We start from the raw sequence: 14,269 nt of genomic DNA on the forward strand, positions 1-14,269 counted from the left end.
ATTGCGCAGCAAGACCGCCATGCTTGTGCGGGGCTTGACGACGAAAGCCTGCGAAATCTCCGCACCATTACGGAATCTGGCACCGAAATTTGCGTCGTCGCTGGACAAGTCAAAACTTTTCCACAAAATAATCCCGTCACGTCTAAATTGATTCGTCTGCGTTGCGTCCCGCGTCCGTAGTTCTCTCCTGACGGGCTGGTATATGACACATCGCCAAGGCGTGGCTCGCGGCCGCGACATCGCGGAGCGCTGGTGCGCACTCGCTGAGCAGCGGCTGGAACATCTCACCGAAATGTTCGAGACCGGACGCTGGCGCCGCTATCACTCCGAAGTCGCCTTTCTCGAAAACATCCAGGAAGCCAAGCGCGCCGTGCAGACCTGGCGGGCGCTCGCCGACGGCGCTGACGTGCCCGCGATGAGCCCCGTCGGGACGTTCGCATTGGGCTGGTCGCCAGCGGCCCTGTCGCGCGAGACGGTGCGGCGCGAGCGCGCCCAGACCGTGCAGCCGAAGGCCGTCCACATCGCACCGGAGATGGTCGTGCCAGTCGGCCTCACCGGTATGCCCGAACGGCTCGTCGAGATCGCCGAACCCTCGATTGCCCCCGAACTGCCGTCCGCACCCCCCGAACGCGTGGTTGAATTCACCTTCAGCCTCGACGGCATCGAAGCGAAATATCCGCTGCTGCGGAATGCGTTTTAGGGCCGCATCCTCCGTCATTGCGAGCGCAGCGAAGCAATCCAGACTGTCTCCGCGGAAAGACTCTGGATTGCTTCGCTGCGCTCGCAATGACGGTGTGGCGGCAGCTGGCGCGACGTCACCACTTTGGCGTCGTCATGCCTACCGCCTCACTGCATTCCCGCCCACCATCACCTGCGCAAACCGTTGCGCACCGTCGGCCGACAAATCGGTCGTGACCGTTCGCGCATGGTCGAGGCCGACGATGGCGCCGAGCGGGGTCTCGGAGATCATGTTGTTGTTGACGAGCGCAGTGCCGGCGCCCGGCACCACGGACACGCCGACGCCGGCGAGGGCCTTGCGGATCACGTTGCCGGAGATCGCGACGTCGCGCAGATATTTGCCCCAGCCCGCGACTATGCCGTAGGACGGCGCGTTCTCGATCACGTTGCCAGTGACGGAGGTGTCAGCCTCGACATAGATGCCGATGCCGGCATCGTCATCGGGTGCGGTGCCGATGGGGCGCTTCGGGATCAGGTTGCGGACGATGTTGCCCTGGACCACCGCGATGCGGCCGCCTTCGTTGAAATTGCAGACTGAGATGCCGACGGCGGCGCCATCGACCGTGTTGTTGGCGATCACCGCAGCTTCGAACGAGAACTCCGAATAGAGCGCGACCTCGCGAACGTCACTGACGCTGTTGCCTGATATCTGGATGTTGGAGGCAGAGTTGCCGCGCACTGCCGAGTAGTCGCAATTTTTGATGCGATTGCCGCGCACGATGACGTTGCCGGCGCGGAAGGCGTTGATAGCGTTGCCGTATTGTCCGGAGCCGCCGGGGCCGGCCTTGATGTCCTCGATGCGGTTGTCGGCGACCAGCGTGCCGTCGTCACCAACGGCGGTGCGCAGGATCTCGATGCCATTGTCGCTGGTGCCGAGAATCGTGTTGCGCGAGACGATGAGTCCCTTGGCATCGAACGAGACCACAGCCGTCACGGCGATGTTAGTGAAGATATTGCCTGAGATGTCGCCGGCGATCTGCTCGAGCCAAATACCGCTGCCGCCGGAGCCCGTGATCTCGCAATCGAGAACGCGGACATCGCGTCCGCCGAGACAGTGGATGAGGCCGCGTCGCGTCGGCAGCGCAATGCCGCCACCGTCGAAGGTGATGCCGGCGAGGCCGATCGAGCCGGCGCCTTCGCTGAGGAGCATCGAAGGACCACCGGTGAAGATAAATTTCGTGGCACCGCGCACGCCGACGAGTTGCGAGCCGTTTTGCAGCCGCAGCAGCCCGGTGCGGTAGATGCCGGGCGGCAGCGCCAGCGGCGCCTGCGCGCGCGCGGCCTCGTCGATGGCGCGCTGGAGCGCGCGCGTCTGGTCCTCGCTGCTGCCGGGCCGCACGCCATACTGCGTGGCGTCGCGCCCCAGCACCGACGTCAGCGGCGCTGCCTGCGCGGCATCGACAGGCATGGCCAGCGCACCGGCAATGCCGGCGGTGGAGGCTCCAATGAGACGACGGCGATTGAGGTTCATAACGCGTCCTCCGGCGGACGCGGGACGCATCCGCGAGCGTTAGGTAGCGCAGAAATGCGGCAGGGCGGTCAGGCGCCGGAGGATTGTTACTGGTAGGGTTAAATGTTTACCGAGGCCGGGGTGCCGTAGGGTGGCAAAGCGAAGCGTGCCCACCATTGTCACCGCGGATTAGGATAGATGGTGGGCGCGGCAACTCTGCCCACCCTACGCAGCTCTATCGCGGCGCGCCAACTTCACCATCTCCATCAGCATCGCTTCGCCGGCATCGACCAGCTCCTCGAGCGTGATGCGCGGCGCTCCCTTGCGCCGCGACGCGCCACTGCGCGCCAGCAGCGGGATGTGGATGAACGCTGCAAGTTTCGGCCCGCCGGCATTCACGCTCTCGATCGCGCGCCAGCTCAGATAGTTGCAGAGATAGGCACCGGCATCGCGCGAGGCCCGCGCGTCGATTCCGGTCAGTCGCCCGGCCCGCAGGAGCCTTGCAGTGTGCGGACCAAACATCATCGCGTCTGCGTTCGCCGCGATCGCGCCTGTGCGGGAACGGGTATTGGCGGCATCGGGCCATAGCATGGTGACGGCGTTGCGCGCGCGAGTCTCGATGCGCAGGTATGAGGTGCGTGCGGCGAGGCCGAACATCAGAAGCGCATCGGGTCTGACCTTCGCGAGGACCTCTGGCAATTGCTGGTCGACCGCGGCGTAGGTCACCGGAAAGATGTGGGTCGCAAGCTCGACGCCGTCGAACGCGGGACGGCGCAGCCGCGCCAGCCGCGCGACCAGAGGCTGCGTCGGATTATAGGGCGCGCCAGGGAACGGGCCGAAGCCGGTGAGGAGGACGCAAAGCTTGCCGCTCATTGCAGGAGCTCCATGATGTGCTCTGCGGCGAGCGCCGGCGTGACGCGACCATCGGCCACCTCGGCCTCGATCTTCTTCACCCTGGTGCGGACGGAGGCCTCGGTTCGCAGCCGAGACAGCATGCGCTGCTCCAGCATCGACCACATCCATTTCACCTGCTGCTCGCGCCGGCGCGCGGCGAAATCGCCCGACGCGCTCATCGCCTTGCGATGATCGAGGATTTTCTGCCAGAGCTCGGCAATGCCGTTACCGGTCAACGCCGAATAGGTCACGACCGGCGGATGCCAATGTTCGGAGCGCGGCGCCAGAATGTGTAGCGCGCCGCGATAGTCCGCGGCCGTGATGTTGGCGCGCTTCAGGTTGTCGCCGTCGGCCTTGTTGATCGCGATCATGTCGGCGAGCTCGACCAGGCCCTTCTTGATGCCCTGCAATTCGTCGCCGCCGCCCGGCAGCATCAACGCGAGGAAGAAATCGGTCATGTCGCAAACAGCAGTCTCGGACTGGCCGATGCCGACGGTCTCGACCAGCACGACGTCGAAGCCGCCCGCCTCGCAGAGCAGCATAGCCTCGCGCGTCTTCGCGGCGACACCGCCAAGCGTGCCTGACGACGGGGAGGGGCGGATATAGGCATGCTCGGACGCCGAGAGCCGCGCCATCCGGGTCTTGTCGCCGAGGATCGAGCCGCCGCTGCGCGCCGAGGACGGATCGACCGCAAGCACCGCGACCTTGTGCCCCTGTTCGATCAGATACGTGCCGAGCGCGTCGATGGTGGTGGATTTGCCGACGCCCGGCGAGCCGGTGATGCCGACGCGAACCGCCTTGCCGGTGTCCGGCAGCAGCTGCTGCACCAGCTCGCGCGCGGCCGCCTGATGGTCGCCGCGCCGGCTCTCCACCAGCGTGATGGCGCGGGCGAGCGCCGCGCGGCTGCCGGAGCGGACGTCCCGGGCGAGGGCTTTGACGTCGAGCGAAGCCTTCTTCTGAATCATGCCCTGCTTTACAACGGCCGGGCGGGACAGGCGAGGGCCGGGGCCGGGATCAACGGGGCCGGCTTCGCCTGCTCGATACGTCAAGTCTTGGCGAGGCCGGCGGCTTTCATTGCGGCGCCCATCTGGACATCGCCCTTGTCCATGAAGTCGGCAAACTGGCCGGCATCGCGCCACGCCATGCCGAAGCCGCGATTGGCCACGAAGGCCCTGAACTCCGCGGAGTCGAAAATCCTCTTCGCCGACGTCGTGAGCTTGGCAGCGATCTCCGGAGGCAGGCCCTTCGGTCCGCCGATGCCGCGCCAGCCGCCGGTCGAATAGTCGATCCCCATCGCTTCCTTCAAGGTCGGCACATCGGGAAAGACGGGGTTGCGGGCAGGCGCCATGATGGCGAGGCTGCGCGCTCTCCCGGCTTCGATCGTTGCGCGGGCCTCGGGCACCGAGCAGGTGGCGAGATCGATGTTGCCAGCCGCGAGATCCTGCATCGCGGGTGCAGCACCGTTCGACGGCACCCAGGCGACCTGGTTGGCCGGCAGTCCCATCGCCTGCATCCAGCCGATCAGTGCGAGATGCCAGATGCCGCCTTGACCCGTCCCTGACGCAATGAACTTTCCGGGAGACGCGTCCTTGATGGCCACGGCCAATTCCTTGGCCGTCCTGTAGGGCGAGGAAGAGGAAACCTGGATGCCCGGCGCGTCCTCGTTCATCATGGCGAGCGGCGTGAAGCTCCGCGGCGTCAGGTCGGTGAGCCCCTGCCAGTGCATCATGGTGAGCTCGACGGTCAGCATGCCGATCGTGTAGCCGTCGGGAGCGGCAGTTGCGATCGCGGTGTGGCCGACGACGCCTGAGCCGCCGACCCGATTGACCACGTTGAAAGGCTGGCCGAGTTCCTTTTCCAGCATCGCCGCGAGAACACGCGCAGTCGCATCCGTGCCGCCGCCCGCGCCCCACGGCACGATCAATGTCACGGGCCGCGCAGGATAGGTCTCCGCGCGTGCCGGCTGGAGTCCAAGAGCGGCGGCAGCGACAGACGATGCCGCAAAGGCGCGGCGCGTGATGGCAGACATGAGCACCTTCCAGCGGCGCCTGTAACGTCGGACGCCCTGTCTATCGCGCCAGTTTTGGCAGCTTTGCACCAGCGCGGCAAGTCGGCCGGACCAGTTGCGCTGTGAGCAACGCGTCGTCCATGCCGCGTCGAATCACTGCCCGTCGTCTTCGTCGCCCTTCGGTCGCGCGCCGCCGAAAATCCGCGCGCCTTCCTGCGTCAAATAAGGTTTCAGCGTCTCCCACGAAGTGAAGGCGACATATTCGCCCTCGGCGTAAGGGCCGACCGCATAAGGCGGATAGTGGAAGGTGAGACCGGAGCTCTTGCCCGCCTCGGTCGAAGGCGCGAGCGTCACGGCGCCGATCTTGAGCAGGCTCGGCTCGACGCCCTTGAACCACTCGTTGGTGGCCGTCTCGCCTGCGTCGCGCTTCTTCTTCTCGATTCGCAGCGAGGCGATCACGGCCTTCTGCATCGCCTTCATCGTCGCGCCGTTGTCGGCGGTCTCGGTGAAGAACGGACGGATCGATATTCGCTTGGCTTGCGCCTTGTCCCACAGGATGGTGTCGACGCCGGAATTCGGATGCGCGCCGTGGGTATCCATGTAGTCGGCGCGGATCAGGCTGACATAGCGGTCGGCGACCACCGAGCGGATCGTGTATTTGCGCTCGAAATCCCAGCCGCCGTTCTGGAAGAACTGTGGATCCTGCTTGCGCGAGGCGGCGGCATCCGCCGCGTTCTTCTCGAGCCATTTCTTGCCTTCCGCGAGGCAATCGGCGGCGAGCGCAGGATCGGCCTTGATCTGGTCGTCGAGCAGCACGCGGGCCTCGATGGTCCTGTTCTTGATGATCGCATCGGGCTTGGGATCGGCAGCGTAGGACGGCGAGGCCATGACGAGCGTGGCGAGGATCGCGAGGGCGCGCAGGGCAAACCCCGGCTTCGAGCTTGCTTGATGGTCAGTCACGTCAACGGCCATAAATTTCACGCTTCTTCCATGTGCCGCCGAATATCGCACGGCCGCGCCGTGACAGACGACGGCTAAATCTCTGCCAGCGCATAAACACCACAAGATGAACGAGTGCAAAACGGCCGCGGGTGAACACCGGATAGTGAAAGTTGAGGCCGAGTTTTTTCTGGGAGCCGTTTGTCTCGGTGCGGGCCCCTTCGGTTCACCCAGGGGGTGCGACGAGTGAGAAATCAGGCAATACGGCTCGACGGTGCGCCCTTCGGTTGATCGTCACGCATGGATGAGCAGGCAGCACTGATCCTCGCTGTGACCGCGATCGCCAAGGCCGCCACCGCGATACCGGCGAGGACGTCGGACAGATAGTGGCCTCCGCCCAGCGGGGTCGCCACGATCATCACCATGTTCCATGGGATGACGACGAGCCTGAACCAGCGCAAGGGCCAGAAAGCCCACATATAGAGGATCGCGGCTGCGGCGTGGAAGCTGGGAAAAGTCAGGACGCCAACGAGCTGCGTCAGATGCAATCTGTGAAGCAGGCCGGCGCGCACGAGCGGTGCATCGCGCAGGGTGTCGTAGTAGCCCTGCGGCTCGAAGTGAGGATAATCGGCGGGGTGCAAGTCCAGCGCCTGATAGACGCCGATGGCGGGCACCAAAGCCGAAATGCAGGTCGTTGCCAGCAGGGCGATGACGTAGGCACATATCGCCTCCGCACCACGCCGATAGCAGCCGGCCAGCGGAAGAACGAGCACCATCATGATCATCTGGAGTTGGATGGAGCTGTAGCTTCGTGCAAAGAGTGGGATCAGCTCCCGATGACGGTTCGTAAAATCAAGGAGGCTCCGGAAATCGAATCCGAGCGCGCGATCCCAGGCTAGCAGTCGCCCATCCTGCAGCGGAAGGTTGATCGACGTGGTCACATAAGTCAGTGTCACGATCACCGGTATTGCCAGCATGATCTGCGCCAGAGAGGCGAGAGAGAAGAAGACCCTCGGATTTGCGCGGACGGTCGAGCGTGCATTGCGCAAGCCGAACCACCAGTAGAGCGCGGCCAGCGTGAAGATCGCCACATAGCCGGACGGGTCGACATAGAATTCGCTGGCGATCAGCAACGCAATGACGACGCCGGCGATGCTGCCCAGCAGCTTCCAATTGAACGTAAGCAGTCGCCAGGCGGAGACGACTTCGTCATCGGGATGAATGAAAGGCGGGTGCGCCTCGGCCGAGCGCCCGATCGATGCCTCTGCGCCCGCAAAGTTGCGGACCGGTTTTCTAGCGTCTTGTTGTTGATAGAGTTGATGGTCACGCACTGCATCGAAAACGCGTGGTGACGCCAAGACCTCGCCGGCGGGGCGCATTCCAATATTCCCATTCACAAAACTCCATAGAATTATGATATCGCAAGTTAAGGTTGCATGAATCAACGCGAGAAGATTTCAAAATTACTCGTAAAAAGAGTAGATGACCGGAGCTCCATACTGGAACTACAGTGTTTTTTGGCACGGAACCGGGCCCGGCCGACGGCCCCGCGACGTCAGACGACGTCACAGTCCGCGGTCAGGGGCTACCGTTCAACGATAACGCGAAAATCTAGGCGACCAGACGAGGTGGAGACTTACTCCGCCGCCGCGCTGTGGCCGAGCCGGGCGTTGAGCTTTTGGATCAGCTCCGCGGCGGCATCAGCGATCACGGTGCCGGGTGGGAATATCGCTTCGGCTCCTGCTGCGTAGAGCGCCTCGTAATCCTGCGGCGGGACCACACCGCCGACGATGATCATGATGTCCTCGCGGCCGTGCTTCTTCAGCGCCGCCTTCAATTCCGGCACCGCAGTGAGGTGGGCGGCGGCCAGTGAGGAGACGCCGAGAATGTGAACGTCGTTCTCGACCGCCTGGCGCGCGGCTTCGTCGGCGGTGGCAAACAGCGGCCCGATGTCGACGTCGAAGCCGATGTCGGCAAAGGCCGACGCAATCACCTTCTGCCCGCGGTCGTGGCCATCCTGGCCGATCTTGGCGACGAGAATGCGCGGACGGCGGCCTTCCGCCTCCTCGAAGGCGTCGATCAGCGCCTGCACCTTTTCAACCTGGCTGCCCATGGCGGACGCCTCCCGCTTGTAGACGCCGGTGATGGACTTGATCTCGGCGCGGTGGCGACCGAACACCTTTTCCATCGCGTCGGAAATTTCGCCGACCGTTGCTTTCGCGCGCGCCGCGTCGATTGCGAGCGCTAGCAGATTGCCGTTGCCTTCGCCAGCCGAGCGCGTCAACGCGGCGAGCGCGGCTTCGACGTCCTTCTGGTTGCGCTCGGATTTGAGCCGCGTCAGCTTGTCGATCTGCAGGCGCCGGACATTGGTGTTGTCCACCTTGAGGATCTCTATCGGCGTTTCATCGGACGGCTTGTACTTGTTGACGCCGATCACCGCCTGCCTGCCCGCATCGATCCGGGCCTGCGTCTTGGCGGAGGCCTCCTCGATGCGCAGCTTCGGCACGCCGGCTTCGATGGCCTTGGCCATGCCGCCGAGCTCCTCGACCTCCTGGATATGGCCCCAGGCCTTCGCGGCGAGATCGCGCGTCAGCCGCTCGACATAATAGGAGCCGCCCCAGGGATCGATGATGCGTGCGGTGCCGCTTTCTTGCTGCAGGAAGAGTTGCGTGTTGCGGGCGATGCGCGCGGAAAAGTCAGTCGGCAGCGCGAGCGCTTCGTCGAGTGCGTTGGTGTGCAGCGACTGGGTGTGGCCTTGCGTCGCCGCCATCGCCTCCACCGTCGTGCGCATCACGTTGTTGAAGACGTCCTGCGCGGTCAGCGACCAGCCGGAGGTCTGGCAATGCGTGCGCAGCGAGAGCGAGCGCGGATCTTTCGGACCAAACGGCTTCAGCAGCTTGGCCCAGAGTAGCCGCGCGGCGCGCATCTTGGCGACTTCCATGAAGAAGTTCATGCCGATCGCCCAGAAGAACGACAGGCGCGGCGCGAAGCGGTCGACGTCGAGGCCAGCGGCGAGGCCAGCACGAAGATATTCGACGCCGTCGGCGAGCGTATAGGCGAGCTCGAGATCCTGCGTCGCGCCAGCCTCCTGCATGTGATAACCGGAGATCGAGATCGAATTGAACTTCGGCATCTTTTGCGAAGTGTAGGCGAAGATGTCGGAAATGATCCGCATCGATGGGTTCGGCGGATAGATGTAGGTGTTGCGCACCATGAACTCTTTCAGAATGTCGTTCTGAATGGTGCCCGACAGTTTTTCCGGCGGCACGCCCTGTTCTTCGGCGGCGACCACAAACAACGCGAGGATCGGCAGCACCGCACCGTTCATGGTCATGGACACGCTCATCTGATCGAGCGGGATACCGGCAAACAGCGTGCGCATGTCGTAGATGGAATCGATGGCGACACCGGCCATGCCGACGTCGCCACCGACGCGCGGATGGTCGGAATCATAGCCGCGATGGGTCGCGAGATCGAAGGCGACCGAGAGGCCCTTCTGTCCCGCCGCGAGGTTGCGACGATAGAAGGCGTTGGAATCCTCCGCCGTGGAGAAGCCGGCATACTGCCTGACGGTCCAGGGCTGGTTGACGTACATGGTGGGGTAGGGGCCGCGCAGGTACGGCGCGATGCCAGGGTACGCATCGAGGAAGTCGAGGCCGGCGAGATCGGCTTCGCTGTAAGCGCTTTTTACCGGGATGCCCTCGGGGGTCAGCCATGGCTCGGCGCTGCCGGTCGGAGCGGCGGTTGTAGTCCGCTCGAAGGCGACGTCGGCGAAATTGGGAATGCGGCTCATTCCTTGGAATCCTCAAGCTTGCGGCTTCGGTCGATCAGCCTTTGAAGCTTCTTTTTGGCCACGCTCCCTGGCGGAGCCTTGGTGAAGAAATGGTCGATGGACCACACGACCACCATTGGGCTTACTCCGATCAGAAATCCTGCCAGGAAACGGAGCATAATCCGATCCCAGCATATCAATCATGATCCGGATGTTGATGGCTGACGATGGTCGCCATCTTCTCCGGTCCGTAGTTCTGCTGCGTGGTTTGACTCGGCAGGTTTGCGATTCCGACGACCCAACCGAGCCGGGATTCACTTCCGTATTGCCGCGTCGGCACCACGTGATCCGGGCGGTCGAAGGCGCCGGTCATGATCTCGATCCGCTCGCCGTCGATGCGGCCGAAGCTCAGCGGCGTGCCGCAGGCGGCGCAATAGCCGCGCTCGGCGATCGTCGAGGAACGAAAGAACGACGGCCGGCCCTTGGTCCAGGAAAAATCCGTCTTGTTGATATCGGCAAAGGAGGCGAACGGCGCGCCGCTCGCCTTCTGGCACATCCGGCAATGGCAGATGCTGACCTTGTTCGGCGCGACCGACAGCGCGAAGCGCACCGCTCCGCATTGGCAGCCGCCGGTGAGAACGGGTTTGCTGGTCTCGGTCATGCCTGCTCCATCCGTCGATAGGCATCCTGCAGCGTGGCCAGTGCATCGGCGCCCGCGAAGACGAACCCGCTGACACCGGCCGTGCGCAACGCGGCCTCGGTCCCGGTCGGCCGGCCTGCCAGATAGATATGCTTCGCGCCCGCGCTTTGCAGGGCCTTGGCCGAGGCTTCTGCATGGGCCGCATAGACCTTGTCGCTGGAACAAAGGCAGGCGAGCTCCGCGCCCGATGCCTTGAAGGCGGTGGCAAGCTTTGCCGGATCGGCAAAGCCCTCGCTATCGACGGCCAAAATGCCTCCGGCTTCGAAGAAACTCTTTGCGAAGGTTGCGCGCGCGGTGAAATCGGCCGCCGTACCTAGATTGGCCAGAAACACCTTGGGCCGCACCCCGCTTGCCTTCAGCCTGGTGTCGGATTTGTCGCGCAGCGCCTCGAAAGGTTCCGCAAGGCGGATCGGCGCAAGCGGGGCGAATTTGAACTTTTGCTCGCCGTAAGGCGCAAGCGCGACCGGCGTCGCCGGCAGCACCGCCACATCGCTCTCTTGCAGGTTCGGAAACTCGCTCGCGCCGGTCAGCACGTCGCGGCGCTTTGCGACGTTGGCCTCGCGCGCCTTGCGCGTTGCGTGGACCTTGCCCTGGATCAGGCCTTGCCGAAGCGCGGCAAACGCGCCGCCCGCTCTTTCGGTTTCCTGGAACAGCGCCCAGGCCGCCTCGCAAAGCTGCGCCGTCAGCGCCTCGATGCCGCCTGCGCCCGCGGCGGGATCGGAGACCTTTGCGAGATTGCTCTCTTCGAGCAGCACGAGCTGCGTGTTTCGCGCCACGCGCCGCGCGAAAGCGTCGGGAAGCCCGAGTGCCAGCGTGTGCGGCAGCACGGTAACGGCATTGGCGCCGGCAAGGCCTGCGGCGAACGTCGCCATGGTCGCACGCAGCATGTTCACGTAGGGGTCGCGCTGCGTCAGCATGCGCCAGGCGGTATCGGCCGCGATGAACAGCGGCTTCGGCGTCAAGCCGCAGGCCAGCTCGATGCGCGCCCACAATAGTCGCAGCGCGCGGAACTTTGCCATGGTCAAAAACTGGTCGGCATCGGCCGCAAGCCGCGCATAGACCATGCCCTGTGCCTGCTCCAAGGGAACGCCGGCGCCTTCGATCGCGCGCAGATACGCAACGCCGCAGGCGAGCACAAAGGCGAGCTCCTGCACCTCCGATCCGCCGGCATCATGGATCACGCGTCCATCTGCGGATGCGAACGGTCCCTTGAAGCCGAGCGCCGCGAGGCCCTTGATCCCGGAGGTCACCGCGGGAACGATCTCCTCCCAAGCGTAGGGGCTATGACCCCAGACCGCGCAGGCCGCGAGTGGATCGAGGCCGAAGCGGATGTCGCAGGCCGCAGGATCGATGCCGTTGCTCTTGACGTATTCCGCAACATGGATCGCGGCCATCCGCGATTGCGGGCCGACCTGAAGCTCGATGCCGATGCCGGCATCGAGGTGAATCTCCCTTAGGATCTTAGCGACTGCGTCCGCCGTCGGTTCCAGGCCAAAGCCATGGCTGCCGTTGCCGCCGGCAAACACCAGCGCAAGCCCCGTCGCTCCGTTCTCCAGGTCCGTGAGTGCCTGGGCATTCGCGAGCACCGTATCGGGATGGTCGATCCGCTGCATGACCTGCCAGGGCGCGGCCGCCTGCCGACCCGCAACGGGCGCGAGATCCTTGGCGCGCGGATAGAGCGGATCGATCTTCAGCCCGTCGTAGGTCTTGCCGACGAGCTTTTCGAATGGCGCGCCCTTCAGCACACCATCGACCAGCTTGCGCCAATCCTCGTAACTCGCCTTGGGGAAGTCCGCGGCCAGCAGCAGATCGTCAGTCACGGCGGTCATTCGGCAGGAAACTCCCGGACATATTCGTTCTCATCGTTGGGGACGAAATTGCCACGGCCGGCCGCCCCTGCAAACGGTTGATTTTGGTTAACCGGTATCCGGGAGCCGCTCGATTCCTTGTGTTGAGACGCTGGCGAGGCCGTCGCGCACGCGGATGCCGCCAATCATGCGGTCGGGCGCAATCTCGGCGAGCGGCACCAGCACGAAGGCGCGCTCGAACAGGCGCGGATGCGGCAGCGTCAGCTCCGGCGTCTGCAAGGACACATCGTCATAGGCGATCAGGTCAAGATCGAGCGTGCGCGGCCCCCAGCGCCGTTCCTTGTCGCGGGTCCGACCAAATTTCTGCTCGACCTTCTGCATCACGAACAAGAGCGCGTGCGGATCGAGGCTGGTCTCGATTTCGATGCAGGCGTTGACGAAAGGCGCCTGGTCCTCATCGCCCCAGGGTGGCGTCGTGTAGTCGGAGGAACGCGCGACCAGCACCGCCTGCGCCATGCCGCAGATGTGGGAGATCGCCTTTCTGAACGTCGCGCGGACGTCGCCGACATTGCCGCCCAGCGCGATTAGCGCGCTAGCCATGGTTTGGGTGCCGCGAGCGCGTCAGCACTATGCCAACGTCATCGAAGATGGCGGCGATCGGCGCATGCGGTTTGTGCACGGTCACCTTCACCGCACGGATGCGCGAAAAATGCGACAGGATGGCATCGGCCACCGCACCGGCTGCGCGCTCCAAAAGCTTGTAATTGGTGTTCTTGAACGCAGCCGTCGTGGTCGAGACCACGTCCGCATAGGAGACGGTGTCAACGAGCCGGTCGGTGCGCGAGGATTCCTGGAGGTCGGCGTAGAGCTCGAGGTCGATGACGAAGCGCTGGCCGACCTCGGTCTCATGCTCCATCACGCCGTGGCGCGCATGGATCACTAGGCCGGTGACGAAGATCGTATCTGTCATGGCTTACCTTCGATGGCGGTGGCGACCCGCAGGGCTTGCAGAGTCTCGGCGACGTCGTGGGTGCGGATGATCCGCGCGCCGCGCTGCGCGGCGATGAGATGAGCGGCGATCGAGCCGCCAAGCCGCTGCTGGGGCTCCGACGGTGATACGGATGCGATGAATCGCTTGCGCGAGGCGCCGACCAGCACCGGCAGGCCGAAGGCGCTGAGCTCGTTGAGGCGCGCCAGCGCCGTCATGCTCTGCTGCGGCGTCTTGCCGAAGCCGATGCCGGGGTCGAGCACGATGTGCTCCTCGGCGATGCCCGCCTTCGTTGCGATGTCGAGCGAGCGCTGAAAGAACGCGATCATATCCTGAATGATGTCGATGGCGGGGTCGACGCTATCGCGGTTGTGCATCACGATGACCGGGATTTTTTTCGCCGCTACTACCGCCGCCATGCCGGCATCGCGCTGCAGGCCCCAGACGTCGTTGGCGATCGCGACGCCCTGGTCCAGCGCGAAAGCCACGACCTCCGACTTCATGCTGTCGATCGAGACCGGCACGCCGAGTCCGACGATGTCGGCGAGCACGGGTTTTAGTCGCCGCAGCTCCTCCTCCGCCGTGACCGGCTGGGCGCCCTTGTAGGGTCGGGTGGATTCGGCCCCGATGTCGATGATGTCGGCACCATCGGCGATCATGGCACGCGCCTGCGCCAGCGCTTCGTCGGGCGCGATGAACTGCCCACCGTCGGAGAAGGAATCCGGGGTGACGTTGAGCACGCCCATCACGGCCGGGACCGGCCTGGTCAGCAGCGTCCGTAGCCATGGGGCAGTGGACGGGGCAGGGTGCGAGGGCGAGGCGCTCATGCGGTCGCTTTGCGCGGTCGGGGAGGTCAAGTCAAGACGCATCATCCTCGACGTCATTGCCCGCGAAAGCGGGCAATCCAGATGCTATGGGGTAAGCGGCGACTGGGGTAAGCGGCGGTGAGGGTGTGGACACCCCTCGAACGCC

14 protein-coding genes are annotated in these 14,269 nt (G+C 64.5%); 1 reads left to right on the forward strand and 13 read right to left on the reverse strand.

Annotation, left to right across the window (positions count from 1 at the left end; translation table 11 throughout):
* Nucleotides 1-202 precede the first annotated feature (202 nt).
* The gene (locus SO140_RS41115) at nucleotides 203-700 is read left to right on the forward strand and encodes a TIGR03809 family protein (protein WP_498541878.1); all 498 of its coding nucleotides are present in this window, start codon (nucleotides 203-205) and stop codon (nucleotides 698-700) included.
* A 138-nt stretch (nucleotides 701-838) separates the two neighbouring features.
* On the opposite strand, the gene SO140_RS41120 is transcribed toward SO140_RS41115, so the two are convergent.
* The 13 genes from SO140_RS41120 to folP all read right to left on the reverse strand — a co-directional run bounded on the left by SO140_RS41120 (nucleotide 839) and on the right by folP (nucleotide 14,124).
* Nucleotides 839-2,209, reverse strand: a complete 1,371-nt coding sequence (locus tag SO140_RS41120) for a TIGR03808 family TAT-translocated repetitive protein (protein WP_498543924.1) — start codon at nucleotides 2,207-2,209, stop codon at nucleotides 839-841.
* A gap of 204 nt (nucleotides 2,210-2,413) precedes the next feature.
* The gene (locus SO140_RS41125; RefSeq protein ID WP_498541934.1) at nucleotides 2,414-3,061 is read right to left on the reverse strand and encodes a pyroglutamyl-peptidase I; all 648 of its coding nucleotides are present in this window, start codon (nucleotides 3,059-3,061) and stop codon (nucleotides 2,414-2,416) included.
* Nucleotides 3,058-4,047, reverse strand: coding sequence for a methylmalonyl Co-A mutase-associated GTPase MeaB (gene meaB, locus SO140_RS41130; protein WP_498541935.1), 990 nt, complete (start codon nucleotides 4,045-4,047; stop codon nucleotides 3,058-3,060). Before meaB ends, SO140_RS41125 begins: the two co-directional genes overlap by 4 nt.
* An 80-nt stretch (nucleotides 4,048-4,127) precedes the next feature.
* The gene (locus SO140_RS41135; RefSeq protein ID WP_498543925.1) at nucleotides 4,128-5,111 is read right to left on the reverse strand and encodes a tripartite tricarboxylate transporter substrate binding protein; all 984 of its coding nucleotides are present in this window, start codon (nucleotides 5,109-5,111) and stop codon (nucleotides 4,128-4,130) included.
* 132 nt (nucleotides 5,112-5,243) lie between these two features.
* Nucleotides 5,244-5,978, reverse strand: coding sequence for an RsiV family protein (locus SO140_RS41140; protein ID WP_498543930.1), 735 nt, complete (start codon nucleotides 5,976-5,978; stop codon nucleotides 5,244-5,246).
* Nucleotides 5,979-6,283: 305 nt separating this feature from the next.
* Nucleotides 6,284-7,474, reverse strand: coding sequence for a phosphatase PAP2 family protein (locus tag SO140_RS41145; protein WP_498543926.1), 1,191 nt, complete (start codon nucleotides 7,472-7,474; stop codon nucleotides 6,284-6,286).
* Nucleotides 7,475-7,665: 191 nt separating this feature from the next.
* A complete protein-coding gene (gene scpA, locus SO140_RS41150; RefSeq protein WP_498543927.1) occupies nucleotides 7,666-9,822 on the reverse strand; it encodes a methylmalonyl-CoA mutase in 2,157 nt (718 codons plus the stop codon).
* Nucleotides 9,819-9,980, reverse strand: coding sequence for a hypothetical protein (locus SO140_RS41155; protein WP_498543928.1), 162 nt, complete (start codon nucleotides 9,978-9,980; stop codon nucleotides 9,819-9,821). Before SO140_RS41155 ends, scpA begins: the two co-directional genes overlap by 4 nt.
* A gap of 17 nt (nucleotides 9,981-9,997) precedes the next feature.
* Nucleotides 9,998-10,462, reverse strand: a complete 465-nt coding sequence (locus SO140_RS41160) for a GFA family protein (RefSeq protein ID WP_449384391.1) — start codon at nucleotides 10,460-10,462, stop codon at nucleotides 9,998-10,000.
* On the reverse strand, nucleotides 10,459-12,330 hold the full coding sequence (locus SO140_RS41165) for a methylmalonyl-CoA mutase family protein (RefSeq protein WP_498543929.1): 1,872 nt from the start codon (nucleotides 12,328-12,330) through the stop codon (nucleotides 10,459-10,461). The genes SO140_RS41160 and SO140_RS41165 overlap by 4 nt, the downstream gene beginning before the upstream one ends.
* A gap of 87 nt (nucleotides 12,331-12,417) precedes the next feature.
* A complete protein-coding gene (gene folK / locus SO140_RS41170) occupies nucleotides 12,418-12,909 on the reverse strand; it encodes a 2-amino-4-hydroxy-6-hydroxymethyldihydropteridine diphosphokinase (RefSeq protein WP_449384389.1) in 492 nt (163 codons plus the stop codon).
* Nucleotides 12,902-13,279, reverse strand: a complete 378-nt coding sequence (folB, locus tag SO140_RS41175) for a dihydroneopterin aldolase (protein ID WP_449384388.1) — start codon at nucleotides 13,277-13,279, stop codon at nucleotides 12,902-12,904. The genes folK and folB overlap by 8 nt, the downstream gene beginning before the upstream one ends.
* Nucleotides 13,276-14,124 carry a dihydropteroate synthase gene (gene folP / locus SO140_RS41180; protein ID WP_498543931.1) on the reverse strand — a complete coding sequence of 283 codons (849 nt, stop codon included), beginning with the start codon at nucleotides 14,122-14,124 and terminating at the stop codon, nucleotides 13,276-13,278. The genes folB and folP overlap by 4 nt, the downstream gene beginning before the upstream one ends.
* Nucleotides 14,125-14,269: the final 145 nt, after the last annotated feature.

It is taken from the genome of Bradyrhizobium sp. UFLA05-108, from assembly GCF_059803455.1.

Coding starts and splice junctions, on each gene's coding strand:
- SO140_RS41165 (WP_498543929.1), bottom strand. CDS start 12,330: ATGACCGCCGTGACTGACGATCTGCTGCTGGCCGCGGACTTCCCCAAG.
- folK (WP_449384389.1), bottom strand. CDS start 12,909: ATGGCTAGCGCGCTAATCGCGCTGGGCGGCAATGTCGGCGACGTCCGC.
- SO140_RS41135 (WP_498543925.1), bottom strand. CDS start 5,111: ATGTCTGCCATCACGCGCCGCGCCTTTGCGGCATCGTCTGTCGCTGCC.
- scpA (WP_498543927.1), bottom strand. CDS start 9,822: ATGAGCCGCATTCCCAATTTCGCCGACGTCGCCTTCGAGCGGACTACA.
- SO140_RS41155 (WP_498543928.1), bottom strand. CDS start 9,980: ATGCTCCGTTTCCTGGCAGGATTTCTGATCGGAGTAAGCCCAATGGTG.
- folB (WP_449384388.1), bottom strand. CDS start 13,279: ATGACAGATACGATCTTCGTCACCGGCCTAGTGATCCATGCGCGCCAC.
- SO140_RS41160 (WP_449384391.1), bottom strand. CDS start 10,462: ATGACCGAGACCAGCAAACCCGTTCTCACCGGCGGCTGCCAATGCGGA.
- SO140_RS41125 (WP_498541934.1), bottom strand. CDS start 3,061: ATGAGCGGCAAGCTTTGCGTCCTCCTCACCGGCTTCGGCCCGTTCCCT.
- meaB (WP_498541935.1), bottom strand. CDS start 4,047: ATGATTCAGAAGAAGGCTTCGCTCGACGTCAAAGCCCTCGCCCGGGAC.
- SO140_RS41120 (WP_498543924.1), bottom strand. CDS start 2,209: ATGAACCTCAATCGCCGTCGTCTCATTGGAGCCTCCACCGCCGGCATT.
- SO140_RS41140 (WP_498543930.1), bottom strand. CDS start 5,978: ATGGCCTCGCCGTCCTACGCTGCCGATCCCAAGCCCGATGCGATCATC.
- SO140_RS41115 (WP_498541878.1), top strand. CDS start 203: ATGACACATCGCCAAGGCGTGGCTCGCGGCCGCGACATCGCGGAGCGC.
- folP (WP_498543931.1), bottom strand. CDS start 14,124: ATGAGCGCCTCGCCCTCGCACCCTGCCCCGTCCACTGCCCCATGGCTA.